At 38.5% G+C, this 22737-nt stretch carries 21 protein-coding genes and 3 pseudogenes; 13 read left to right on the top strand and 11 right to left on the bottom strand.

All coding sequences use genetic code 11. From position 1 onward, the window contains the following. Nucleotides 1–251: 251 nt before the first annotated feature. On the top strand, nt 252–377 hold the full coding sequence (locus CWATDRAFT_RS41875) for a hypothetical protein (protein ID WP_268742196.1): 126 nt from the start codon (nt 252–254) through the stop codon (nt 375–377). Nucleotides 378–425: 48 nt separating this feature from the next. Beyond that, nucleotides 426–1423 (top strand): annotated as a pseudogene (locus CWATDRAFT_RS38685) (ISAzo13 family transposase). 639 nt (nt 1424–2062) lie between these two features. On the opposite strand, the gene petE reads toward CWATDRAFT_RS38685, so the two are convergent. Then, nucleotides 2063–2422 (bottom strand): plastocyanin, encoded by a 360-nt coding sequence (gene petE, locus CWATDRAFT_RS18655; protein WP_035827577.1) that lies wholly within the window; start codon nt 2420–2422, stop codon nt 2063–2065. A 237-nt stretch (nt 2423–2659) separates the two neighbouring features. On the opposite strand from petE, the gene petJ reads away from it, so the two are divergent. After that, a complete protein-coding gene (gene petJ, locus CWATDRAFT_RS18650; protein WP_007306495.1) occupies nt 2660–2995 on the top strand; it encodes a cytochrome c6 PetJ in 336 nt (111 codons plus the stop codon). 262 nt (nt 2996–3257) lie between these two features. On the opposite strand, the gene CWATDRAFT_RS18645 is transcribed toward petJ, so the two are convergent. Beyond that, nucleotides 3258–3488: a hypothetical protein gene (locus tag CWATDRAFT_RS18645; protein WP_007311647.1), complete on the bottom strand. Its 231-nt coding sequence runs from the start codon at nt 3486–3488 to the stop codon at nt 3258–3260. 487 nt (nt 3489–3975) lie between these two features. Next, on the bottom strand, nt 3976–5445 hold the full coding sequence (locus tag CWATDRAFT_RS18640; protein ID WP_007306493.1) for an efflux RND transporter periplasmic adaptor subunit: 1470 nt from the start codon (nt 5443–5445) through the stop codon (nt 3976–3978). Between the two features lie 219 nt (nt 5446–5664). Here CWATDRAFT_RS18640 and CWATDRAFT_RS18635 point away from each other — a divergent pair, with 219 nt between their 5' ends. Then, nucleotides 5665–6519: an RnfABCDGE type electron transport complex subunit D gene (locus CWATDRAFT_RS18635; protein ID WP_007306496.1), complete on the top strand. Its 855-nt coding sequence runs from the start codon at nt 5665–5667 to the stop codon at nt 6517–6519. A gap of 14 nt (nt 6520–6533) precedes the next feature. Here CWATDRAFT_RS18635 and CWATDRAFT_RS18630 read toward each other — a convergent pair whose 3' ends face one another. Next, on the bottom strand, nt 6534–7715 hold the full coding sequence (locus tag CWATDRAFT_RS18630; protein WP_007306492.1) for an aldo/keto reductase: 1182 nt from the start codon (nt 7713–7715) through the stop codon (nt 6534–6536). A 44-nt stretch (nt 7716–7759) separates the two neighbouring features. After that, entirely contained in the window at nt 7760–8383 is a 624-nt protein-coding gene (locus CWATDRAFT_RS18625) for an SDR family oxidoreductase (protein WP_007306491.1), read from the bottom strand. A gap of 156 nt (nt 8384–8539) precedes the next feature. On the opposite strand from CWATDRAFT_RS18625, the gene CWATDRAFT_RS18620 reads away from it, so the two are divergent. Then, on the top strand, nt 8540–9283 hold the full coding sequence (locus CWATDRAFT_RS18620) for a DUF1997 domain-containing protein (protein ID WP_007306497.1): 744 nt from the start codon (nt 8540–8542) through the stop codon (nt 9281–9283). A gap of 52 nt (nt 9284–9335) precedes the next feature. Here the strand turns inward: CWATDRAFT_RS18620 and CWATDRAFT_RS18615 are convergent, their stop codons facing one another. Further along, entirely contained in the window at nt 9336–10700 is a 1365-nt protein-coding gene (locus tag CWATDRAFT_RS18615) for a M23 family metallopeptidase (protein ID WP_007306490.1), read from the bottom strand. A gap of 112 nt (nt 10701–10812) precedes the next feature. Next, on the bottom strand, nt 10813–11298 hold the full coding sequence (locus CWATDRAFT_RS18610; protein WP_007306489.1) for a GNAT family N-acetyltransferase: 486 nt from the start codon (nt 11296–11298) through the stop codon (nt 10813–10815). 343 nt (nt 11299–11641) lie between these two features. Here CWATDRAFT_RS18610 and CWATDRAFT_RS18605 point away from each other — a divergent pair, with 343 nt between their 5' ends. Further along, entirely contained in the window at nt 11642–12169 is a 528-nt protein-coding gene (locus CWATDRAFT_RS18605) for a PEP-CTERM sorting domain-containing protein (RefSeq protein WP_007306498.1), read from the top strand. A 130-nt stretch (nt 12170–12299) separates the two neighbouring features. Here CWATDRAFT_RS18605 and CWATDRAFT_RS18600 read toward each other — a convergent pair whose 3' ends face one another. Then, complete coding sequence (locus CWATDRAFT_RS18600; RefSeq protein ID WP_021829903.1) at nt 12300–13235, bottom strand: glycosyltransferase family 9 protein; 936 nt, start codon at nt 13233–13235, stop codon at nt 12300–12302. Nucleotides 13236–13542: 307 nt separating this feature from the next. Further along, nucleotides 13543–14547 (bottom strand): annotated as a pseudogene (locus tag CWATDRAFT_RS18595) (RNA-guided endonuclease InsQ/TnpB family protein); the annotation flags it as partial. Nucleotides 14548–14566: 19 nt separating this feature from the next. Between CWATDRAFT_RS18595 and CWATDRAFT_RS42140 the strand changes: the two are divergent. The 4 genes and pseudogenes from CWATDRAFT_RS42140 (at nt 14567) to CWATDRAFT_RS18570 (ending at nt 19956) form a co-directional block, all read left to right on the top strand. Then, entirely contained in the window at nt 14567–14746 is a 180-nt protein-coding gene (locus CWATDRAFT_RS42140; protein WP_007311637.1) for a DUF7219 family protein, read from the top strand. Between the two features lie 70 nt (nt 14747–14816). Next, complete coding sequence (cobJ, locus tag CWATDRAFT_RS18590; RefSeq protein WP_007306499.1) at nt 14817–16709, top strand: precorrin-3B C(17)-methyltransferase; 1893 nt, start codon at nt 14817–14819, stop codon at nt 16707–16709. A gap of 850 nt (nt 16710–17559) precedes the next feature. Then, nucleotides 17560–18935: pseudogene (locus CWATDRAFT_RS18580) on the top strand (IS1380 family transposase). 292 nt (nt 18936–19227) lie between these two features. Continuing rightward, nucleotides 19228–19956 (top strand): DUF3887 domain-containing protein, encoded by a 729-nt coding sequence (locus tag CWATDRAFT_RS18570; RefSeq protein ID WP_232287137.1) that lies wholly within the window; start codon nt 19228–19230, stop codon nt 19954–19956. A gap of 33 nt (nt 19957–19989) precedes the next feature. Here CWATDRAFT_RS18570 and hemL read toward each other — a convergent pair whose 3' ends face one another. Further along, nucleotides 19990–21291: a glutamate-1-semialdehyde 2,1-aminomutase gene (gene hemL, locus CWATDRAFT_RS18565; protein WP_007306486.1), complete on the bottom strand. Its 1302-nt coding sequence runs from the start codon at nt 21289–21291 to the stop codon at nt 19990–19992. Nucleotides 21292–21619: 328 nt separating this feature from the next. Between hemL and CWATDRAFT_RS41075 the strand changes: the two genes are divergently transcribed. Genes CWATDRAFT_RS41075 through CWATDRAFT_RS18560 form a run of 3 tightly spaced genes read left to right on the top strand, consistent with a single transcriptional unit; the run spans nt 21620 to nt 22309 of the window. Continuing rightward, nucleotides 21620–21748, top strand: coding sequence for a hypothetical protein (locus CWATDRAFT_RS41075; protein WP_268742352.1), 129 nt, complete (start codon nt 21620–21622; stop codon nt 21746–21748). Further along, nucleotides 21729–21896 carry a hypothetical protein gene (locus tag CWATDRAFT_RS37390; protein WP_157134112.1) on the top strand — a complete coding sequence of 56 codons (168 nt, stop codon included), beginning with the start codon at nt 21729–21731 and terminating at the stop codon, nt 21894–21896. The genes CWATDRAFT_RS41075 and CWATDRAFT_RS37390 overlap by 20 nt, the downstream gene beginning before the upstream one ends. Then, nucleotides 21893–22309, top strand: a complete 417-nt coding sequence (locus tag CWATDRAFT_RS18560) for a type II toxin-antitoxin system VapC family toxin (protein ID WP_007306503.1) — start codon at nt 21893–21895, stop codon at nt 22307–22309. The genes CWATDRAFT_RS37390 and CWATDRAFT_RS18560 overlap by 4 nt, the downstream gene beginning before the upstream one ends. A gap of 69 nt (nt 22310–22378) precedes the next feature. Here the strand turns inward: CWATDRAFT_RS18560 and CWATDRAFT_RS18555 are convergent, their stop codons facing one another. Beyond that, the gene (locus tag CWATDRAFT_RS18555; protein WP_007306485.1) at nt 22379–22675 is read right to left on the bottom strand and encodes a type II toxin-antitoxin system Phd/YefM family antitoxin; all 297 of its coding nucleotides are present in this window, start codon (nt 22673–22675) and stop codon (nt 22379–22381) included. Between the last annotated feature and the right edge of the window lie 62 nt (nt 22676–22737).

Here is a 22737-nt window from a genome sequence, read left to right as displayed (position 1 = left end):
TAGTCGATTTGGATCTAAATCAACTCTAAGGTGATTTCCGAGAAAGCTTTTCCCATAGGGGGTAATCGCTTGGACTAAAGGCTTTCAAGAAATAAAAGGAACAGAGAGTTAGCGGATCTTTGTACACAACTTTAAAATTTCATAATTGGCTTGTCTGAAAAAACAGAAGAAATAGATTAAAATGAAGAGGTAAAAAGATTAGAGAGAGTAAATTGAAGCTAAAACAGACAAATAATCCCTTAACCCCGTCGATGGTCGATGATTTACGTTTAGCAGCCTCAAAAATGACGGGAGCAGAGCGTCGTTCATTTCAAGCTGAAATGTGTCTCAAGTATTGTGGAGGAAGTGCCAGACAAACCGAAATCGTGTTTGGTTGAGGGAGAAAAAATGTTCAACTTGGATTACATGAAAAACGAACTGGGATAGTGTGTTTAGGATTACAATCAGTCAATAGTGGATGTAAAAAATGGGAGGAAAGATACCCAATAGTTGCCCAATCATTGAAAGAAATAGCCGAAGCTCACGCACAACAAAACCCCACATTTAATAACCCCATTGCCTATACAAGATTAACGGCGGCTGAAGCCATTAAACAATTAAGAAATCTAGGATATAATGGAGAGGAGGTTCCTGCTGCTTCGACAATGGCAGATATTTTAAATCGTTTGGGCTATCGATTAAGAAAAGTGGTAAAAGCTAAACCTAAAAAAAAATCTCGGAGACGGACGCTATCTTCGAGAATATAGAGAAAAAAGATAGAAAAAAAGACCCTTCTGTGAAACGTTTAAGTATGGATTGTAAAGCAACTGTGGAAATAGGAGAATATTCACGTGGCGGACAAACTAGAGGTTATAATCAAGCTCAAGATCATGATATGGGAACTAAAGAAAAATACGTTCCTTGTGGGATTGTAGATGAAGATACAGGGCAACTTTATGTAACTTTTGGAAGTTCTTATAAAACGAGTGATTTCATGGTAGATAACTTGGAGCAATGGTGGACAAGTCTGAGTATAACTGAAAAGCAGCAACTAGAGAACATCCAAATTAAAGTTGATAATGGACCAGAAAATAGTGGAAGAAGAAGGCAATTTTTGAAGAGAATGGTAGAGTTTGCCGACCAAACTAAGAAATCTATTCAATTACTATATTTTCCTCCTTATCACAGTAAATATAATCCCATAGAAAGATGTTGGGGAATTTTAGAGAGGCATTGGAACGGAACACTTCTGAGAAATGCTCAAACGATGTTAGCTTGGGTAAAAACTATGACATGGAAAGGCTTAAATCCGATAGTTAAGTTAAGTAAAAAAGTTTATCAAAAAGGCATTTCTTTAACGAAAAAAGAGATGAAGGAAATTGAGAAACGTTTAGAACGTAATCCTCACTTACCTAAATGGGATATTTTGATTAGACCCAGTTAGTCTAAAAAGTTAATAAGAGTGTAAAATTAAGTGAATTTCCTTTTTAAAAATAGTCAAAGCTAATTTAAAAGTTAGCGTATTTCTTTCTTTTAGATAGGGAGGTTTTTGTTCGCGGAAAGTATCCGCGAACAACTTTTTATTTTTCCCTTTTCGCTTATTTGAGATGTTCTACAAACAGATTCTGAGAATGGGTGGGAAACTTTTTCTTGGAAATCACCTTAACTCAAGGACGGTTTTATTCGTCTTCGAGCTTTCCCGTCTCATTGGCTGTTGCCTCAATAAGACAAGTCTTATTTTGGTCTAACACAGCCTCCACAGGCAGGCTCTCGCCTTCCGCAAGAGTTATTTCTTGTTCGACAAATCACTGTTTGGTCTTACGCTCTTGCTGCCTACTTTTTTATTCTTCAGTAATTTCTTTCCCCGATCTGACAGTGTTTCTGCGCCGAAAGTATTACTACTTTACTTTGATGTTAGGCTGTCTGATAGTCCAACGTTCGGGTGGGTCGCAACCAAGATTGATTGTAACACAAGATTCTGGAATATGGATGCTTCGCAGTTTGTTTACTGGTCGGGCATTCATCCCTAACCTAAGCGTGGATAAGGGAATTCTGCCCGACATTAGGTTAAAAATAATTAAAATTACTTGACGATAATTTTACCAACCATGCCAGCACCACGGTGGGGTTCACAGTAGTAGGTATATTCTCCAGGCTCATTAAAGGTGCTTTCATAGCTGTCACCAGGAGAAAAAACAAGTCCTTTGTGGGAAAGAGAAGCTTGTCCTTCAACAACAACGTTGTGGGGAGCGAGTTTGTTGTTAACCCACTTAACGGTATCTCCTGCAGCGATCTCTACTTGCTTGGGTTGAAAAGCTAACATTCCATTGTCAGCACCCATTTTAACTTCAACGGTGTCCGCAGAAGCAGGGTTAACAGCAACGAAGAAACTGGAGATGAAGAGAGCAACGGTAGCGATAAGTAAACCTAATTTTTTAGACATTTTGGTGGTTCCCATAAATTCCTTAAGACTGAAATATATGTTCTCAGTATTTTTTTTCCATTACTTATTATAAGCAAAAGAGGGATGTTTGACAAGCTGTCTTTGGACAAAAAAGATTTTTTTTGGTATACGAAACTCAACCATTCACAGGGGAGATAGTTTGACAAGCTGTCTTTTGACATGACTAAAAATTGTAGAGAGAATAAATGAAGAATCGATATTTCCAAGGAGAACACAATGAAACGCTTATTGTGCAAAATTTTGTTGATTTTTGCTTTTTTTTGTCTAAGTTTTGCCTCCCCAGCCTTAGCCGGTGACGCTGGTGCAGGTAAAGGTATTTTTACTGCCAACTGTAACGCTTGTCACATGGGCGGAGGAAATGTAGTAGCAGGACCCAGTAAAGGGTTAGCCAAAAATTACCTCGAGAAAAATGGGGTAGATACCCTAGAAAAAATTGTCTATCAAGTCACTAATGGTAAAAATGCCATGCCTGCGTTTGGAGGGCGTTTAGATGCTCAAAAAATTGAGGATGTGGCTACTTATGTTTTAAGTCAAGCTGAAGCAGGTTGGTAGACTCAATGTAGGGTGGGCAAAGTTGGCTACCTTTTGGGTTTCTAGGAGAAGTCTTTGGTTTGCCCACCTTACAATATCAAAATAATTGTAGGTGTATTAGTGTGACGTAATACACCGGAAAACAATATTTTGGTGCGTTACGGCAGAAAATAAAGGATAGGAATCACCTAAAATTCCTTAAGTCAACTATATCTCCCCAAATAAGATAAAACATTGGAGAGATATATAAAAACTTTTAACTAATAACTGAAGCCTCGATAAATTAAGCTGCACCTAACAATTTAAAACTGCTACAACTCAATACAGGAGAATTGATGGTGCCATTAAAAGAACACTCTTTAATAGCACAGAAAGCACAATTAGCTTGACGGAAGATATTACATAAATTTACCGGAGAATTGTCAGAACCATTCATGGGACAACTCCTAGTTAAACAGCTAGAACAATCAGCTTTTGTTAAAGCTATATTTGCTTGAGCTTCAATGGTAGCCATAATAAATAACCCTCTTTTTGCAACGATAGAAAACAACTCATCTGCCTTCAATAACTATCCTAATCCTTTTGAAAAACTATGACTATACCACTGTTTTCAACTTTATTAAAAAAAGCTGTCAATTAAAATTTTATTTGATTAATATTCAATTATCTAAACCTTTTCCATTAGTCAATTATCTATTTTTTAGTCTTGTCTTTATCAGTTATTAACCTTAATTTATTGAGAGAATAAATCAGATAAATGTTACAAAAGTTTAGATTTTGGGTTTCCTGTAGTTATAGCAACCCCCAAGGCAGTTAGGACATTTTTTCAAACTCAAACCTAATCGCAGCCAGGTTTTTACCTCCTGACTCCTGCCCCCTGCCCCCCGCCTCCTGCTATATAAGCAACCACAGTAGGGGCCAAGGCTGAGCGTAGTCGAAGCATTGACCCCTACTGTGTTAGGGTTGGTCCCTCAATGGGAGATTTCTCCCTGCTGAATTAGTTAAAATAGAGATTGATTTTGGTTGTCTTCGGGTAAATCAATAAAGACCCTTTCTCCAGAGGTTAAACCAGAAAGAATCTGGGTTTTTTCATCCAACACCTGACCGATAGTAACTGGTTTAAATTTAGGTTTCTCGTTCTCATCCGCTACCATGACCCCAGTTTCTCCATTTTTGGTAACAATGGCCACGGTAGGAACCACCAAAGCATCGCTAATTTCTTGTCCGAGAAAATTCACATCCACATTCATCCGTGATAATAATTTATCCTCTCCCGTCCTCAAGGCAATGGTGACTTCAAAGGAGGTCACATTTGCCTCGACAACGGCTTCTGGAGCGATTAAAACCACCTGCCCTTCAAAAACCTGATTGGGAAAAGCATCGGCAGTAATCATAACCGGCTGCCCTTGTTTAATCATGGCGATATCTACTTCTGGCACTTTAGCCACTATTTTCAGCCCTCGTGCTAAGGCGATAATGGAACTAGATGTGGCTGAGGCTGTACTAGATGCGGATGTAGTCGGGGTGACAAAAGCCCCTGGGTTAGCGTATTTTTGCGTGACAATGCCATCAAAAGGGGCGCGTATAGCCGTGTCTTGAAATTGAATCACCTCTTCTTCAAGTTCGGCCTTAGCGGCCTCAGCAGCCAATTCTAAACTGGCTATATCCATTGTGGCGGTTCTTTTGCGTTCTTCGAGTTGAACTTGTGTTTCGAGTAAGGTAGCCTCAGCGTGGATGACTTCTTGTTTTAATTGATCAATCTCTGGGTTTTGGGTATTATTTGCCTGATCTAGCCTGGTTTCAAGCTCAATAAGATTAGCCTGAGCATTATTATAATTGTTCAGGAGTTCATCAAATCGATCTTGAGTTATCGCCCCCTCTTCCAGTAATTCTTGGTTACGTTTCACACGAGAGGCCGCTAACTGAAGGCCGGAGCGTGCAGATACGATTTGTGCTTTGATTTGGTCTATATCTCTGGGAATTCTCTCTACTGCTCGTTTTAAATTCGCTTTTCTCTGTTCTAGTTTGCTCTGTGCTTGAATATAACGAATTTCTGCCTGTCTAATCTCACTAGGAATACGGACTTTAGCTCCTTCTAAGTCAGCCAAGGCTTGATTATACCTAGCTTCAGCAAATTTACCCCGAGCTTTATTTTCACTATGCTCCATCAGGGCTAAAATTTGTCCCTGTTTAACTCTCATACCCTGTTCAACTCGCAACTGCACCAACCGCCCTGGATTTTTGGGGCTAATATTGACACTTTCTATGGGTTCTACCACCCCACTAGCTTCGATATCAACGGAGAGACTTTCCCGTTCAGCCAGAACGGTCATTTGTTCCAGTTTACTCTCAGAAATAGGAGCTTTAGCAATTCTGTAGGTGAATCCCCCAACAAACAGGAGTCCACCCGTCATAACGGCTAAAATCCAAGGTAGAGGACGACTTACTCTATTAAACACAGGAATTTCCATAAAGTTATTTTTGTGAGAGATGGAACAAAACGAGAAATAACCTCCTCTATACTAACGTTTCTTTTGTGCCATAGCACGGGAAGAAACGGAAATCATTAAAAGGCTTTTGCTTATTTGCTCCTATTTATCAATGGATAATGGATAATTAAGGCGGTTCAAAACTTCTGCTTTCAAGGAGAAAAAAGAATTATTCATTGTCAATTTTTATAGGAAGCAACCATGATCTTACGAGATGACCGAGATTATCAAATTTTGTTCCTGGGTAGTTTTCTTGGGTTAGGGATGATTACCCGTGATTGGTCTCTAAAACCTGAGTTAATTATTGTCGCTATTATTAGTTGTTTATTGACACAATTATTATTAACTTCTTGGGTTTATTTTATTAAACAGAAAAATAAAATTAGTTTTAACTTATTCTTAAATAATCCCCTATTTATGGGTTCTTGGCGTAGTTCCCTCATTACAGCTTTGGGTTTGTGTTTATTATTACGGGCAAATCACGAGACAACAATGATCTTAGCAGGGAGTTTGGCCATTGCTAGTAAGTTTATGTTTCGAGTTAGTCAAAAACATTTTTTTAATCCTGCTAATTTTGGCATTATTGCAGCTTTAACCCTTACCCAAGATGCTTGGTTATCCCCCGGACAATGGGGTAATGATTTCTGGTTTCTGCTACTATTTTTAGGGGCTGGTGCTATGATTTTGAAACGGGTTGGCCGTTGGGAAACTTCGGCAGTTTTCTTGCTGTTTTATACCCTATTGGAAGCAGTCCGCAATTTTTGGTTAGGGTGGAGTTGGGATGTTTTAAGTCATCATTTAATGACAGGGAGTCTCTTGTTATTTGCCTTGTTTATGTTAACCGATCCCCGTTCTATTCCTAATCATTATTTAAGCCGTATTTTCTGGGCGATCGCCATTGCTATTGTCACTTTCATGATTCAATATTCTCTCTATCTCTCAACGGCCATTTTCTGGGCATTATTTTTCTTATCTCCTCCAACAATTATGCTTGATTATTGTTGGTATTCTCCTAAATTTAATTGGAAGGTGAGCATTGCTCACCCTACAATATAATAGGCAGAAAGCCTTTAACTTTGGGATAATCTTTGTACAGATTGTCCCCCCAATAAACTATCAGCTTCCGCTAACAAATTAGGTATTTTCTCTCTGTGAGGACTATTAACTAAATATTTAGATAAGTCTAATTCATTGACATTTTCTGCTTTTTTACCAGGGAACCAATGTCCTCCATTTCCTAATAGACTATATCTCATCTTACTATACTCAATCATATCATAAGCTAAGGCTAAATTTCTCAGCCATAAAATGGTTTTTATATTAATATTTCCAGGTGTTTCCTGATGTTTTGGTAATCCCTGCTTCCAAGTTTGAACCCAATTTTCTCCTAAAATTTTGATAGCTTCTTCTTCTAATCTAGTTATAATAGGCTTTAGTATGGGTTGAGGATCATCTAACAAAGAAAGGGTCTTTAAATGTTCATCAAAATCTGTTGGACGGGCTGCCCCTAAACTGAGAGTATGAACTTCTGGGTGGGATAAACAGAAGAGATTGTTAAACACCATCGGACTCAAAGGTTGACATAATTCAACCAATTTTTCAGGAGGTTCATAAAGTTTTCCTCCTTTATCGGAAGGACTAATAATAAACACCCCCATGTCATGTTTCTTCGCTGCTTCTATAGCTGGCCAATTAGCTTGATTGATATAGTACCAATGGAGATTCACATAGTCAAAACAATCGGTTTCTATAGTTTTTTTGATGACATCAGTAGGTCCGTGGGTTGAAAAGCCAATAAAACGAACTTTACCCTGTTCTTGTAATTTTCTAGCTTCGTCTAAACAACCCCCAGGTCGAATACAATAGTCTAAAATTTCGTCAGTATTAATCCCGTGTAATCCCAATAGATCAACATAATCTAGTTGCAAAAAATTCAAAGACTGATTAAATTGTAGACGAAATTCTTTAGGGTCTTCTTTAGGAGAAACCTTGGTTTGAACAATTAACTTTTCTCTGGGAATTTTAGGCAAGACCTTCCCTAGCTGCATTTCCGATGTCCCGTAACCTCGAGCGGTTTCAATATGATTGATACCAACTTCTAAAGAACGTTTAATTGTGGCTTCTAAGTTACGTTGATTCTCTTCAGGAATTTCATCTTCCGGAACATCTTGCCACTTATGTTGATAACGCATTCCTCCACAGGAAAAAACAGGCATTTCTAATTCTGTACGGCCAAATCTTCGATATTTCATGATAAATAATCTAATAATAATTAAATCAACAATGATCAATGATTTTAAACTTCAGTGCTTTGAGCAACAATCTCTAGAATGCGTTGTTGATAGTCATCTTTAAACAGAGAATCTACGCAAACTTGAGCTACTTTTTTTCTAGGAATACTACCTTCAAACAGGGTATCTGCGGATGACACCACGATTGGATCTGAGTTATCCTCGTTCTTAAGACCACCAGGACGGACGATAGTGTATTTTAAACCACTATTTTCTAAATAGTTTTCGGCTTGTTTTTTCCAGTATAAAACTAACCAAAAAAGATTGAGAGGATGAAAAAATTGGGAAACACAAAGGGAAGAAACTAAGACAAATTTTTCTATTCCTTGTCCTTTGGCGACGTTTACCAAATTTTTTGTTCCTTCGTAGTCCACCTGATAGGGGCCGCTGGGATCAAGACTTGGTCTGGCACCTGTGGCACAGATTAGGACAGTGCATTCTGTCATCGCTTTCGTTAGACTATCCACATCCAGGACATCACCAACGACTAACTCGGCCTCAGGGGACAAAATGCTCTTTGCTCTGTCTTGATCTCGCACTAATGCTTTGACAGGAATTTGACGATTGACCAATTCTTGGACAATTCTGCGACCTGTCTCCCCCGTGGCACCTGCTACTAATGCTTTCATCGTCATACTCCTTTGACTTGATTTAGAATAGATACTTTGGATACTTTAACTTTTCTTTATTGTATGAAGTTTCGTAAATTTCGTAACCTTATTAGGAGTCTGACGACCCCGTAACCCCAAAAAAATCACTGTAAACTAACTTTTTAAGAAATCGTTATGCAATGTCAATGGCCCAATAATCATCCCAGTCAGGTTTCAGAGGTATCTTTAAGCAATCTTGAAGAGCAAGAACTTACTCAACCCTTAGAAGCCAACCCTGTCCATTTTAAGACCCAATTTGTGGGGTATATGGAAATGTATAGTGACGCTGACACAGTGGCCAACTATCTCAATGCTCATCAGAGATGGTTTTGTCGTTGTGCTGCGCCGATGAAAACCGAAGCTATTGGGGATAATGGCTATATTTTAACAGTGGGGCGATTTGGATCTTTTGGTTACGATGTGGAACCGAAACTGGCCGTTGTCTTAGAACCTTCCCTCAATGGGGTTTATGATATGCACAGTATTCCTATTCCCGATGAACCCTATTTGGGCTATGAGGTGGATTATCACGCTTCCATGTCTATTAAGGAAATTCCTAGCCGTTTAGCTAGTCCAGGGTTAGAAAAAGCCTTTAAAAAACAAAAACAAGCGCAAGTTCCAGAGATTATTACCAAAGTAGAATGGAATTTAGCTATGGATGTGGCGGTAAAGTTTCCTAAATTTATTCATAAGCTGCCTTTCTCCGTGATTCAAAAAACAGGCGATCGCTTATTGACTCAAATTGTCCGTCAAATTTCTCCCCGTTTAACCTATAAAGTTCAAGAAGATTTTCATAAAGGAGAAGATTTGCCTGTTCCTACTAAAAATAGCCGTCATCTTGACAAAGTTGACGAATCTAGTTTAGAACAAGCAGCTTAGTTTAATATTGTAGGGGTTAACGGCCGTTAACCCCTACTTTGCGAAACTGGTATTAACTATCAGGGTTTTCACTGGCTTGAGCGTACTGCATAGAACGGATTAAATTATCCATAGCGTACTCTAAATGAAGGCCAGCATCTACGGCAACCCATCCTTTATCGGTAAGGTGTCGCCATTCAAAGTGGAGGTGTGGCCCGGTGGAATAGCCTGTACTACCAAGCCGTCCAATAACTGTCCCTTGTTCCACCCATTCTCCAGGTTCGACATAGATATCGGAAAGGTGGGCATAACGAGATTCTTGAGTGCCTTCTAGGTGACGCAGCGTCACCATTAAACCATAACCTCCAGACCAGTCGGCGTGGGAAACTTCTCCAGAATAAGCTGCTAAGACAGGAGTTCCTAATGGTGCGCCAAAGTCAGTCCCGTTGTGCATTCTTCGGGTTCCAGCAATGGGGTGAATTCTCCAACCAAAAGCAGATGTCATGGTGGCTGCTACGGGTAGGGGAAAGATTAAATCGGTTCTCCGTGCTTGGGGCGCGGTGGGCGCATACATTGAGGCAGAGCGGTTATAACGGGGTAAGGGTTCTAGAGCAATGGATAAACCCCGACGTTGGATCGGTTGTAGATTAACTATTTGTTCTGAGGCAATGGGACGACGTAAGCGTAGGGGTTTTACTCTTGGGGCTGATCTGACGGGTTTAGCGGCCTGAGTGGTTGTGTTTCTTTGACGAGAGGCTAAAGTAACACGACGTGGGGCTAACTTTCGGGGGGCTTGAATTTTCGGGGTTTGAGTGGCCACAGCACCACAACTGCCCCTTGATAACTGACCATTTTGGGCAACGGTTTTACAGCCGGTAGAGCGTTCGGTTAAGACAACTTTGTTGGGCTTTGTAACCGTTGGGCTGACGTTACCGTAACTTTTGGAATCAATGTAACTATGTTTCCCCTTAGTAGTGACGGAAGGGGATAATTGAATGGTTTGGGGTTGAGTTAGTGCCTGTTTTAGGGTTTTAGGAGGTTCACTTTTTGAGGTTTGCGGATCTAAAATTTTAGGGGCTGACAATTTTACTTTCGGCTTAGAATTGTCATGAGTCCGAGAAACTGAGGGTTTCGGAGATACTTTCGGTTGATTAGGTTTATTAGAAGTCCGTCTTAGTACCGGTTTGGCATTACTGGAAGGCATTGGGGCAACGGAGGGGGAAACCTTCGGTACTTTCACAGGAGATGGGGAAGGGGGTTGAGGTTGGACCTTGGGGGCAGAACTTTCAGGAATGACCAAGGTTTCTGATGAGGCCATCGCCCCGTTGAAAGCGACTCCACTGGTTAAAATACCCAGTCCACTCACCAAGCTGATACCTTGTTTGAGCAAGGTTTTTCTTAAAGCGGGTTTCGATTTTAAAAGATCGTGTTTATTCATTTCCGTCTCACTTCTCACAGTTTGCGACCTGTTAGAGCATCATAACGAATTTTGGAACAAATCACTGAGTTGATTAATAATGGTAGGTTTAGCTAACGGTTAAAAAATGTCTTTATTCCTTGATATTCCCAGATTTAAACATTAAATAAGATTGAGGGTAAAATCCTAATTTATCATAAAGTTTCAGGGCTGCTTGGTTTCGTTCAAATACCTGTAGTCCCATCTGATCATAGCCTTGCTGCTCTACCCATTTTTGTCCTTGTTGGATCAAGGTTGTGGCTAAACCTTGACGACGATGGTTGGGTTTAACATAGATTAAAAAAATATGTCCGTAGTTATGACCATTAACTTGATCGATAGCGGTTCCCATCCAAAGACAAGCTATGATGTCGGGTTTTGTTTGATTTTGCGGTTGATATTCTATCCACCAAATGGGGGTTTTTGAGGATAAATATTGAGCAACAGTTTTACTTAAATGACTGAAATTAGACTGTTCAGGAAATAACTCTTGATAGGTGAGTTCCATAAATTTCAACAGTCTTGTTTTATCTTGGGTTTTCCCCTGTTTAAAACGATAATGATGGGGTAAAGGGGACATTATCTTGTTATTTTTTAGATTTTCTGAAGTTGGACATTACGATTACAGAGAGCTATAAGTTATTATGTTACTATTGTAAAGTCTATTAGGAAAGTTGTTGCTTAATAGTAACTGATTTTATATTGAATATGGGTTTAAATAAATGAATAAAAATATTTTTCTGTCACTATCTACATTATTTATTCTTGGTGTAATGGGTATAAATAAAGAAGTTTAAGCTTCTACTATTAGGCTAGATTTTGATAGTTTACCAACAGAACAAGAATGGTCAATTTGGGATCGTGGTTCTTCTCATACTGAAGATTTATTTTTAGTTGATAATAATGTTTTAAAACAAAATACTATGGGGAGAGGTCAACGATCTTATGGGTTTCAACTGAATAATGTAGTTGATGTTAATCAATCATTTGTTTTATCTTTCAGTGCCAGAGTAACTCAGGAAGAAATCACTGGCTCTGGAGTAAATTTTCCTGGGTTTGGTGTATTTGTTGCCAGTGGAACACAAATACTTAGCATAGCTATCGGATTAAATGATATTGCAATGCGGAGGGATATAGTTTCCTTAAATCATATTGATAAGTCGGAATTTCATGATTATCGTTTAGAAGGATCATTTGTCACAGGGACGGCAGATGTTTATATTGATGATATTTTTATTAGGACGATATCTGCTACAAATAATCCTAATAAGAATTCTTTAATTATTGGTGATCCAACTCAAACGAGAAACGCTAAAGCTGAACTAAGAAGTTTGACTTTTACTCAGGGAAATCATGCAGTTCCTGAACCTTTAACAATCCTTGGTGCAGGGACAGCGATCGCTTTTGGAACAACTTTCAAACGGAAATTAGCTAAGGCTAAAAAGAAATAGAAGAGGTTACGTTAATTTCAGGATTAATTCAGGTGAAATATCTGAAAATAAACCCCGTCGCCTAAAAACGTCGGGGAGCAAAAGAACATCAACTAGGTTAATAACGATAACCTAGTAGTATAGGGTTTTATTAAGTTCGCCAAATTTTTTCCAACACTTTTGATGCCTGAATATCCCCTAAATTGTAAGTGGGTGATTGAATGGCAATAAAGCGATCGTCGTTGGCCGGTAGTCGTTTCTTCGGGTTAGTTTTGCCAAATAAAGCAACGGTATAGGTTCCAACGGCAACCCCTAGTTGAAAGGGAGTGCTATCAGTACAAATCATTAAATTAGCTCCTGCGATTATGGCAGCTAATTTTCCTATATCCCCAGGTTTTGTTACCTTTAGATTAGAACAACTGCTCAGTAAAGAATTGACCCAAGCTTCATCACCACCACCCTGTAATAAAACGATGGACAATGAAGGTTGCTTTTCTTGAATTCTGTTAATAATATTACTCCACTGAGGCACAGGATAGGACTCACTAGCCCCTCCATAGATTAAAATATAACCGCTCTCCTCAAGTAATAAGCGTTTCTGCTCAGTTTCGCCCCAAGAGATGTCATCTTTGGGTAGGGCTATTTTTAAGGGGGGACAAGTGGATTGAATGTCTAAACCCTCCATGAGATCATGGTACATCTCAGCAACATATTGTTCTGTTTTTTGGGGAATGGCTTTAGATATAAACCAAGTAGGTTTGTTCCCATAGCCAACAGTCAAAGGAATACCATTCAACCAGAGTAATAACCTGATACTCCAGCTTTTTTCTAAGCTTAAGGCTATATCGTATTCGCGATCGCGGATAATCCCTAATAAGTTTAAATAATCAGCCAGTCCACTGCGATCTTCATAGTCAAATAAGAGGACTTCGTTAACCTGGGGACACACCCGATAAGCGACCTTTGCACGGGGTTCAACCAGGACATCAATAATAGCATTGGGATATTGAATTTTGAGGTCTTCCAGGGTCGGAAAAAATAAAATTTGTTCGCTTATTCCCCCAGGAACCAGGGCTAATATTCGCATAGTTCGATGTTTAAATGGATAGAAAGTCGGCTTTTTTACAGCACACCAGCTTAATTTTAAAGTAAGATTCCTCATAATTGCTTTAATATTCAGAATTAATTATGAGTTTGTCGTCATCAGTTACCAGTTACCAGTTACCAGTTATCAGTTATCAGTCTCCGGTGTCTCCCCCTCTCCCCCTCTCCCCCTCTCCCCACACTCCCCGTCACTCTTCCATAACTTCAAAATCTGACTCCTCAAGGGACAATACTATAGATTCAGGTCGTTGACATCCTCACCGCCCTAAAAGTGCGGTGATTCCCAAACCTCACGATTTAGGTTTCTGCTTCAATGCAGTCGCCTTCCGAGATTTACTCTCTTCAGGTCTTACACTCGCTCCACAGACTGACACCCCAAAGGGGTTCGGCAATAGCGAGTGGGGGAAACCCCCAAGACCGCGCTGCCTCACCGCAAGCCCTGCGGCCAAAATATTGTGACTGGCGTTAATGTCACGGTCATGGTTAGTCCCACATTTAGGGCATTCCCATTCCCTAATATCTAACGGCAGTTTATCTACAATGTGACCACAATTTCCACAGCGTTTACTACTAGGAAAATAGCGGTCAATTTTGACTAATTCTTTGCCATACCACTCACATTTGTATTCTAATTGACGGTTAAACTCTCCCCAACTGGCATCACTAATTGACCTAGCTAACTTATGGTTCTTGACCGCCGACCCACCTTGAATTGAATTCAAGGCGTGGAACGCGGCAGTGGAAAGCGGCGGTGCATTCCGCACCATATTTCTAATAGCTAAGTCTTCAATAGCAATCAGGTCATTTTCTCGCACAAGTTTAGTGGTTAACTTGTGAAGAAAGTCGGTACGAGCATCTTTAATTTGAGCGTGTACTTTAGCTACTTCTAGGCAAGCTTTATCTCGGTTATTTGAGCCTTTGGTTTTCCGGCTCAAAGCCTTTTGCTTTCTTCTGAGCTTTTTATACAAGCGGTTAAACTGTTTGGGATTAGCTACTTTCTCTCCGTTGCTAGTGGTGATTAAGCTAGTAATTCCTACATCAATACCTACTTTTTTATTCGTTTTTGGTAATGGTTTGACAGTAGGATCTTTAACTAAAATTGAGACAAACCAACGCCCAGATGGGTCTAGTTTAATTGTTACTATAGATGGGGTACTATCTTGAGGTAAAAAGCGACTCCAGACTATATTTAGATGCTCCTTACACTTAGCTAAAAATAGCTTGCCATCTTTCCATTTAAAAGCAGACTTGGTAAATTCTGCACTCCCTCCATTTCTCTTTTTCTTAAAGTATGGATCTCTAACGGATGATACGGTGATTTTTAACGCTAAACTACAAGAATTTGCGCAAAAAGTAGGATTTATTGCTAATCTATACACAGGAGGAAAATTGCCTTCAGAAAAAGCCTACTATCAAGTAGAATCCTTATTCCGAGAATTACAATCAACTAAAGGAACATTTATCAATGATCAAGAGGATCAAGGCGATCGCTAAATTAATCAAGTCTAAGGTATTATAAGCAAGAAAGCGCAGTTTTCAAATTCTCAGAAATTTAGGATTATTAATGACTCTCTTTGCTGCTTTTAAGCCTATTGCTGCGATCGCTACCACGCCTCAATCTACTCAACTATTACATCCTCTGTGTCAATCCTTAACAGCAACACTGTACGTTCCCGAAACCTTATCTTTAATTGATAGCACCACTTGTCATTATCAAGGTTCTTTAAAAAATCATTTAGCGACGATTTGGGCAGAAAACCGAGCTTTTATCTTCTGTTTGGCTACTGGTGCTGTCATTCGTCTTATCGCTCCTTTATTAGAGGATAAAGCCTCTGATCCTGCGATTATTGTTGTTGAGCCGACGGGTCAATATGTGATTAGTTTATGCAGTGGCCATCAAGGAGGAGCAGATCGCTTAGCTCAATTAATCGCTCAGCAACTGAATGCTACCCCCATTATTACCGGTGCATCCCATAGCCTCAATTTACCAGCCATTGATATTTTAGGCTTGCCTTTTGGTTGGCGCAAGGGGCCAGGAGATTGGACAGGGGTAAGTCATGCTATTGCTTGTCAAAAAAGGGTTCAGGTGATACAAGAAGCAGGTTCTAAGCTTTGGCAAGATAATTTACCTCAAAATCATCCTTTTTACTTTGGATTTCCTGAAATCGGTGAAAATAACCTGATAGAAGCCCGTGTCTGGATCAGTGCAACTAAACGCAAGTTTGCTGAAGGATCTACTCTTCCTAAGGTGCAATGGTATCCCCGTGTGTTATGGGTGGGGATCGGTTGCATTCGGGGAACATCTCAGGGGTTGATTGAGTCTGCCATCGAGAAAATTTTTCAAAAGTATCATTTAGCGACAGAGGCGATCGCAGGTATTGCCACCATTGATATTAAAGCAGATGAGGTGGGAATTGTTGAATATTGCCAAGAAAAACAATATCCTTTATTAACCTATTCTAGTGATGTTTTAAACACGATAAAAGTTCCTAATCCTTCTGAGGTTGTTAAGGAAGAAGTTGGGACACCTAGTGTGGCTGAAGCGGCAGCTATTTATGGGGCAAATTATTGGTTTAATTATGGAGGAAGTGGGGATAAAGTTGGGTTAGAAAAGTCTCTTTTAGTAACTAAACAAGTGGTTAAATCTGATAACGAAGCGGTAACGGTTGCTATTGCTCAAAGTCAGTTAGAATATACAGGAAAAGAGGGAAAAATATATTTAGTGGGCATGGGACCAGGGAGTTTAGAACAGATGACTCCTGCTGCTAAAACTGCCATTAATCAAGCAGATGCTATTATTGGTTATTCTTTGTATTTAGAGTTAATTCAATCGTTACAAAGTCCAGGTCAAATTGTTGAATCTTTACCCATTACTAAAGAGAAAAAAAGGGCGCAAAGAGCTATATATTTAGCTAAATGGGGCTTGTCTGTTGCGGTAATTTCATCGGGAGATTGTGGTATTTATGGTATGGCTGGTTTAGTATTAGAAGAACTAAAAAATATAAATTGGGATGGTAAAAATCCTAGTATTGAAGTATTCCCTGGAATTACGGCTTTACAAGCAGCAGCAGCGAGAGTTGGAACTCCATTGATGCACGATTTCTGTGCCATTAGTTTGAGCGATTTATTAACGCCTTGGGATGTCATTAAAAAGCGATTAGAAGCAGCAGCGATTGGGGATTTTGTTACAGCACTTTATAATCCGCGATCGCAAACTCGTCAAAACCAAATTATAGAAGCACAAACTATATTTTTACAACATCGTAATCACCAAACACCTGTTGCTTTAGTTCGTTGTGCTTATCGTCAAGATGAAAATATAATATTGACTAATTTACAAGAAATGTTGGAACATAAAATTGATATGTTAACTACTGTTTTAATTGGTAACAGTAGCACATTTTTACACCAAAATTGGATGATTACACCAAGAGGATATAATCAATTTAGAAGGTAAAATAACGTCTATACAAAAGATTTATTCTTGAGAAGTGATTTTTCAAGACTTTAAAATATTTACTTTCTATGAAATATTTTAATTAAAATCAATTATTGCTTTTTTTAATATACTAAACAAGACTACGAATAAATGTTGAAATTAATATTTACTCGTAGTCTTGTACTTTGTATTCTATTCTATAAGTTTCTTAGTGATACCACCCTTAATATAATGGGCAAAACTCAATAGTTAACGAACGACACACTAAGATACCATTTTAAGCAGGAATAATAAGTTATAGCCATTAGTGATAATCCTGCATTTTGAACTTCAACTTTGTGATTTAACTGTCATACAAATACAAGCCAATCTGTATTTCTACGTCACTTTTGACAGGACGGATTTCATCAAATAATACAAAAATACTCTCACCATTATAACGTAATCTGATCTGATTTACTTTTAGTGGATAGACATAGGTTTCACCTCCCGAAAAGTAACATTTGCATACTGCATAGGTAAAGTATGCGTTGGTCGATTTGCTTATATCATAAGGCTGCCTTGTAATTTCTAGCCAGGAAAGACCTGCCTCAATTACCAATCCCGAATTTCTCACAAAATCTGCGATCGCCAAACACAGAAGCCTTACAGGAAGTGGGTTTGAACAGAGCGATCGCAGATTTCCCCAACCAACAGTCTGTTGTCAGATTTTAAGTTAAAATCAACCCGAATTAGACAAAGATGAAAAGATAAATCAATCACTCATTTTTCCAAAAAAATTATTAATAAAATCTCTAATAGTACTAGATTGTTAGAATAAAATATGCTATAATTTAATTATTAAAACAATTTACCTTAAACTGATTTAATGAGTCCCAGTCATCCCCGAACCCCTCGTCAAGTAATCAACTTTAGTAAACAGAAAGGAAAAGAAATAATCGCTAATTTTGATGGGGGACTAATCACTTCAGATGCGGGGATTGTCTGGATAGCTGAGTTGGATAAAAAACTGGGAATTACGGAGAAGTTTGGTAACTGTTTTCAAGATCATCGTCATCAATCTTATGTAGATCATTCCGTTCATGAGTTATTAGCACAAAGGCTTTATGGAATTATTTTAGGCTATGAAGATGTCAATGACCATGATAAATTACGTCACGATCCTGCCCTTAAGATCGCTTTAGAAAAGCTTAATGAACTTGAAGATAAAAAGGGATGGTTAGCTGGAAAAAGTACAATTAATAGATTGGAATATTGTCCTGCCTTAAGTATTATATTAGATATGGATGTCACGGATGACCAAGTACATGGTAATCAAGAAGGGGCATTTTTTAATAGTTATTATCACGGAGTATGTTATGCTCCTTTATATATTTTCTGTGGGCATCATTTATTAGTTGCTAAACTTCGTTCATCTAATGTAGATCCAGCCGATAGAGCCTTAGACGAATTACAAAGAATTATCGGACTAATTAGAGAAAAATGGTCAGAGACTCATATCCTAGTTAGGGGTGATAGTGCCTATGCCCGTGAAGAAATCTTCTATTTTTGTGAAAATCAGCCTTTAGTTGATTATGTTATAGCTATGGGAACAAATGGCGTTCTTAAGTTACGAGCGGATGATGTAATTGAAAAAGCCAAACATGAATATGAAAAAAAACTAGCTCCAATAACTGAATTAATGGATAGTTTATTTCAGAAAAAAGAAGATTTAGAAGAAGTTAAAAAATTAGTACCAATTTCTACTTGGTATCGCTCTATTCGTTATAAAACAGGAAAGTCATGGAGTTGTCAAAGAAGAGTAGTGACAAAAGTTTTTATGGAAGTGATGGCTTAAAAATGCGCCATGTGGTGACATCTTTGCCCGCTTCAAAAATTCCACCCTCAAAACTTTATACAAAAAAATACTGTCCGAGAGGCGAGATGGAAAATCGGATTAAAGAACAACAATTAGACTTGTTAGCTGATAGAACTTCAACTCAAACACTTCAAAGTAATCAACTAAGATTATGGATACATTCCTGGGCTTATGTTCTCATAAATGCTTTTTGTCAACACTGTTTAAAAAAAACTTCATTGGCTAAAGCAACTGTGGGAAGAATACGTCTAAATCTTCTTAAGTTGGGAGCCAGAATAAAGATTAGTTGTAGAAGAATTATTATCGCTATAGCTAGTGCTTGTCCTTATCAAGATATTTTGTCTATTGCTAACAAAAGAATTAAAACTATTCCTAATACTGGATAAGTAGAATAAGTTGTTTTTTAAAAAAGATATCTATCATAAGTTGTTGACTGACTGATACTTTCATTTAGTCTTATTTATCGTGGAGAAAATCAAAAGTTAATATAATTATTCCCTCTTAAACTCAATTTTTGTCAATTTTTTTTATTCATCTATATTCAAAATTTCTATTAGTCCTAAAAATTATCATTTTTCATCTCTGGATTGGGCTTTCAAATTAATTTGTGAGAAATCCGGGTATAAACGTTATATGAACGGGTCTTTAATATCCCTAACACAAAAAGGACTTTCTTTCTTGGTTCTAACCTTAGTCACCGGCGTTAGTCCCTTAGCAGCTAACGCACAAGTCAAGTTGAGTTCTCCCCCCCCTGTCAAGTTAGTTCAAGCTGCTGACAAGGTGGATGAAGAAGGGTTAAAAAAGGAAGCAGCAGAAGTGATTAAACTTTTGAGCGAAGAAAACTATGGTCGAGTTAGAACCATGTTAAATCGTGAATTAGCCATTGAGTTAACCACGGATCAAATAGGGGAAATTTGGGCTAATCTAATTGAATTAACTGGTCCAGTGACAAAAGTGGTTGGTTATAAGGTTATACTGACTATTAATGCTGATCTGGTGGTGGTAGACACAGAATTTGACGATGGAACCAGCGATCAATTTGTGGTGACGTTCAACAAAAAAGGTGAAATAGTGGGCATTGACTTCCCTAATGTGGAGTCAATCGAAGAAATTGCCGAGATTATGGTTAATTCTGTTGCTATTAATGATTTTGCGAGAGCTAGAGGTTATTTACATCCGGCCTTGAAAACAGAAATTCTCCCCACTCGACTGCAAAGCTCTTGGCAGAATATTCAACGAGAAAGCGGACTGTATGAGCGTATTGAGGAGATAACTGTACGGCCCGGTTCTGGGGTTGATGAGGTGGATCTTGTTGTGGTAGAAGCCAAATTCCAGAAGGGAATTAGACAATTTTTATTCATATTCGATGATAACCGCCGTATTGTTGGGGTTAATCTGGCTGAATAAGTCAGTGAGGTGGGCAATGCCCACCCTACTTGTTTATAAATCAGCAAAAACTTCTTTGGCTGCGGCCAAAGTCTTGTCAATATCCTCTGAGGTATGGGCTAAGGAAGTAAATCCGGCTTCAAACTGAGAAGGAGCTAGATAAATACCTTTTTCTAACATTCCTCTATGAAAACGTCCAAATTTAGCTGTATCAGACTTTTTGGCATCGTCGTAGCTTTTGACGGGGCCTTCGGTGAAGAATAAGCCGAACATTGCCCCAACATAGCCACCACAAACACTATGACCAGCATCTTTGCCTATCTTAATTAAGCCTTCGCTTAATTGTTGGGTAATTTGCTCTAATTGCTGGTAAGTTCCTGGTTTTTGCAGCAATTCTAGGGTTTTTATCCCTGCGGTCATGGCTAAGGGATTACCGGATAGGGTTCCTGCTTGATACATGGGTCCGGCTGGAGCTACCATCGACATGATATCTTGACGGCCACCGTAAGCACCAACGGGTAAACCACCACCGATGACTTTACCCAATGTGGTTAGATCGGGGGTTACGCCAAATTTTGCTTGGGCCCCACCGTAGGAAATACGGAAACCGGTCATTACTTCATCAAATACTAATAAAGCACCGTTTTCTTGGGTTAATTCCCGTAATCCTGCTAAAAAGCCGCCATCGGGTACAACAAACCCAGAATTGCCCACTACAGGCTCTAAAATGACCCCTGCAATCTGATCGGGATTTTCGGCAAATAGGGCTTTAACTGCTTCTAAATCGTTGTAAGGGGCGGTTAAGGTGTTCGCAGTGGTGTTTTTGGGAACCCCAGGAGAGTCGGGTAAACCAAGGGTAGCGACTCCAGATCCGGCTTTCACCAAGAACATATCTGCGTGGCCGTGGTAACACCCTTCAAATTTAATGATTTTGTCTCGGCCAGTAAAGGCCCGCATTAAGCGCAATACGGACATACAAGCTTCGGTTCCTGAGTTGACAAAGCGGACCATTTCGATGCTAGGAACGGCATCGATGACCATTTCTGCTAAGGTATTCTCTAAGGAACAAGGTGCGCCGAAACTGGTTCCTTTGTCTAAAGAGTTGTGAAGGGCGGCGATAACGTCAGGATGGGCGTGGCCACAAATAGCGGGGCCCCAGGTTCCGACATAATCAATGTATTGGTTGCCGTCTACGTCCCAAATATAAGCCCCTTTGACGTGATCAAAGACGATGGGTTGCCCTCCAACGGACTTAAACGCCCTCACGGGGGAACTTACGCCCCCCGGCATTAATTTCTGTGCCGCAGCGAAAATTTCTTCTGATTTTGTGGTTTTCAATGATGTTGTGGTAACCAACTTAAATCTCCTTATGTTCGTGACGTACTTCTCATCATGCTTCCGTGGGACTCCATAGGGTTGTTTAATTTAAGAGATAATTACAACCATCGTGTGACTGTTTCTATGGACACGGTTAAGCTTTACTTAAGTCTTTGATTGAGAATTCGTTATATCTTCCATTGATCCTTATTATACGATGATGGCTGCCTTTTTTATCTTCATGTTGTTCTATTACTGTAAACTTCTAACAATAATGGGTAGTGCTGTAGACTTCATGAGTAGGAAAAAACCGAATAGTGTAAATATTCTATAATTGAAGTCAAACAATCTCTGATCAAGTAAAACAATGACAATTATTCTAGATGATATAAAACCTGAAATCTTAGAAGAGTTACAAAATCAAGCTACTTATCATGGTAGAACTTTAATAGAAGAAATTAAGTTTATTTTAACTAATGAAGTTAAAAAAAAATAGAACTAATATTCGTTATAATGCTTGGGGTAAACCTGTAACGAAAGAGTCGATTGAAAATACGATTAATGAAATGAAAGCGTTACGAAAAAACATTGCAATAGATCAAAGTAATATTAGAGAGATGAGAGAACAGGGGAGAAGATTTTGATAGAATTTGTTTTAGATTGTTCAATTTCAATTAGTTGGGTTTTAGTGGATGAAGATGATGATTATGCTAATTCTATTTTAGATTTAATGACAGATGCAACTGCTTTTGTTCCTGAAATTTGGTCATTAGAAGTTGTTAATACTCTATTAGTAGCTGAAAGAAGAAATCGGATGACAATTGAACAAAGTGAACAAGCAATTAAATTATTACAATCTTTACCCATTGTAATTGATACTTTAACGTCATCACAAGCTTTTCAACAAACATTAAAATTAGGAAGAGAACAGAGTTTAGCTTCTTATGATGCTGCTTATTTAGAATTGGCTTTGCGTAAAAATTTACCTTTAGCAACGAATGATAATCGTTTAATTGAAGTGGCAAAACGTTGTCAAGTTAGGTTAATGGAAGTATAGGTAATCGCTGTTTTAATTCTTTGTATATCTTGAGGGTTAATTGAACGGAAATCTTTTTTAACACGCTTATTAAATTCTATTCTGTACAGGCTCACTTTCAACCTCTAATTCATTAAAAAATTCCTCAAATGTCAATTTTTCTTGTTCATTATCATTGATACGTTTATCTGCTTCTTCAATGTCGATTTTGTCTTCTGCTTCTTCTAAGAGTTTGATAAAGAGTTCATAGTCTTTTGCTGGAATCATATAAACTGGTTCTTGTCCAGGTTGTTTAATTTTGATATGCTCTAAATCACAAGCTACATGATTTAGGGTATCAGTAAAATTATTTTCTGCTTCTTTAGAGGATAAAGACCAAATTTTCATATTTAATAGATGATGAATAGAACCTACATAAGATTATATACTATAATTAAAGTTGTAGAATG

It is taken from the genome of Crocosphaera watsonii WH 8501 (assembly GCF_000167195.1).
GTDB lineage: Bacteria > Cyanobacteriota > Cyanobacteriia > Cyanobacteriales > Microcystaceae > Crocosphaera > Crocosphaera watsonii.
This window is presented reverse-complemented; position numbering and strand designations above follow the sequence as displayed.

Coding starts and splice junctions, on each gene's coding strand:
- CWATDRAFT_RS41875 (WP_268742196.1), top strand. CDS start 252: ATGGTCGATGATTTACGTTTAGCAGCCTCAAAAATGACGGGAGCAGAG.
- petE (WP_035827577.1), bottom strand. CDS start 2,422: ATGTCTAAAAAATTAGGTTTACTTATCGCTACCGTTGCTCTCTTCATC.
- petJ (WP_007306495.1), top strand. CDS start 2,660: ATGAAACGCTTATTGTGCAAAATTTTGTTGATTTTTGCTTTTTTTTGT.
- CWATDRAFT_RS18645 (WP_007311647.1), bottom strand. CDS start 3,488: ATGGCTACCATTGAAGCTCAAGCAAATATAGCTTTAACAAAAGCTGAT.
- CWATDRAFT_RS18640 (WP_007306493.1), bottom strand. CDS start 5,445: ATGGAAATTCCTGTGTTTAATAGAGTAAGTCGTCCTCTACCTTGGATT.
- CWATDRAFT_RS18635 (WP_007306496.1), top strand. CDS start 5,665: ATGATCTTACGAGATGACCGAGATTATCAAATTTTGTTCCTGGGTAGT.
- CWATDRAFT_RS18630 (WP_007306492.1), bottom strand. CDS start 7,715: ATGAAATATCGAAGATTTGGCCGTACAGAATTAGAAATGCCTGTTTTT.
- CWATDRAFT_RS18625 (WP_007306491.1), bottom strand. CDS start 8,383: ATGAAAGCATTAGTAGCAGGTGCCACGGGGGAGACAGGTCGCAGAATT.
- CWATDRAFT_RS18620 (WP_007306497.1), top strand. CDS start 8,540: ATGCAATGTCAATGGCCCAATAATCATCCCAGTCAGGTTTCAGAGGTA.
- CWATDRAFT_RS18615 (WP_007306490.1), bottom strand. CDS start 10,700: ATGAATAAACACGATCTTTTAAAATCGAAACCCGCTTTAAGAAAAACC.
- CWATDRAFT_RS18610 (WP_007306489.1), bottom strand. CDS start 11,298: ATGTCCCCTTTACCCCATCATTATCGTTTTAAACAGGGGAAAACCCAA.
- CWATDRAFT_RS18605 (WP_007306498.1), top strand. CDS start 11,642: ATGGGGAGAGGTCAACGATCTTATGGGTTTCAACTGAATAATGTAGTT.
- CWATDRAFT_RS18600 (WP_021829903.1), bottom strand. CDS start 13,235: ATGCGAATATTAGCCCTGGTTCCTGGGGGAATAAGCGAACAAATTTTA.
- cobJ (WP_007306499.1), top strand. CDS start 14,817: ATGACTCTCTTTGCTGCTTTTAAGCCTATTGCTGCGATCGCTACCACG.
- CWATDRAFT_RS41075 (WP_268742352.1), top strand. CDS start 21,620: ATGACAATTATTCTAGATGATATAAAACCTGAAATCTTAGAAGAGTTA.
- CWATDRAFT_RS37390 (WP_157134112.1), top strand. CDS start 21,729: ATGAAGTTAAAAAAAAATAGAACTAATATTCGTTATAATGCTTGGGGT.
- CWATDRAFT_RS18555 (WP_007306485.1), bottom strand. CDS start 22,675: ATGAAAATTTGGTCTTTATCCTCTAAAGAAGCAGAAAATAATTTTACT.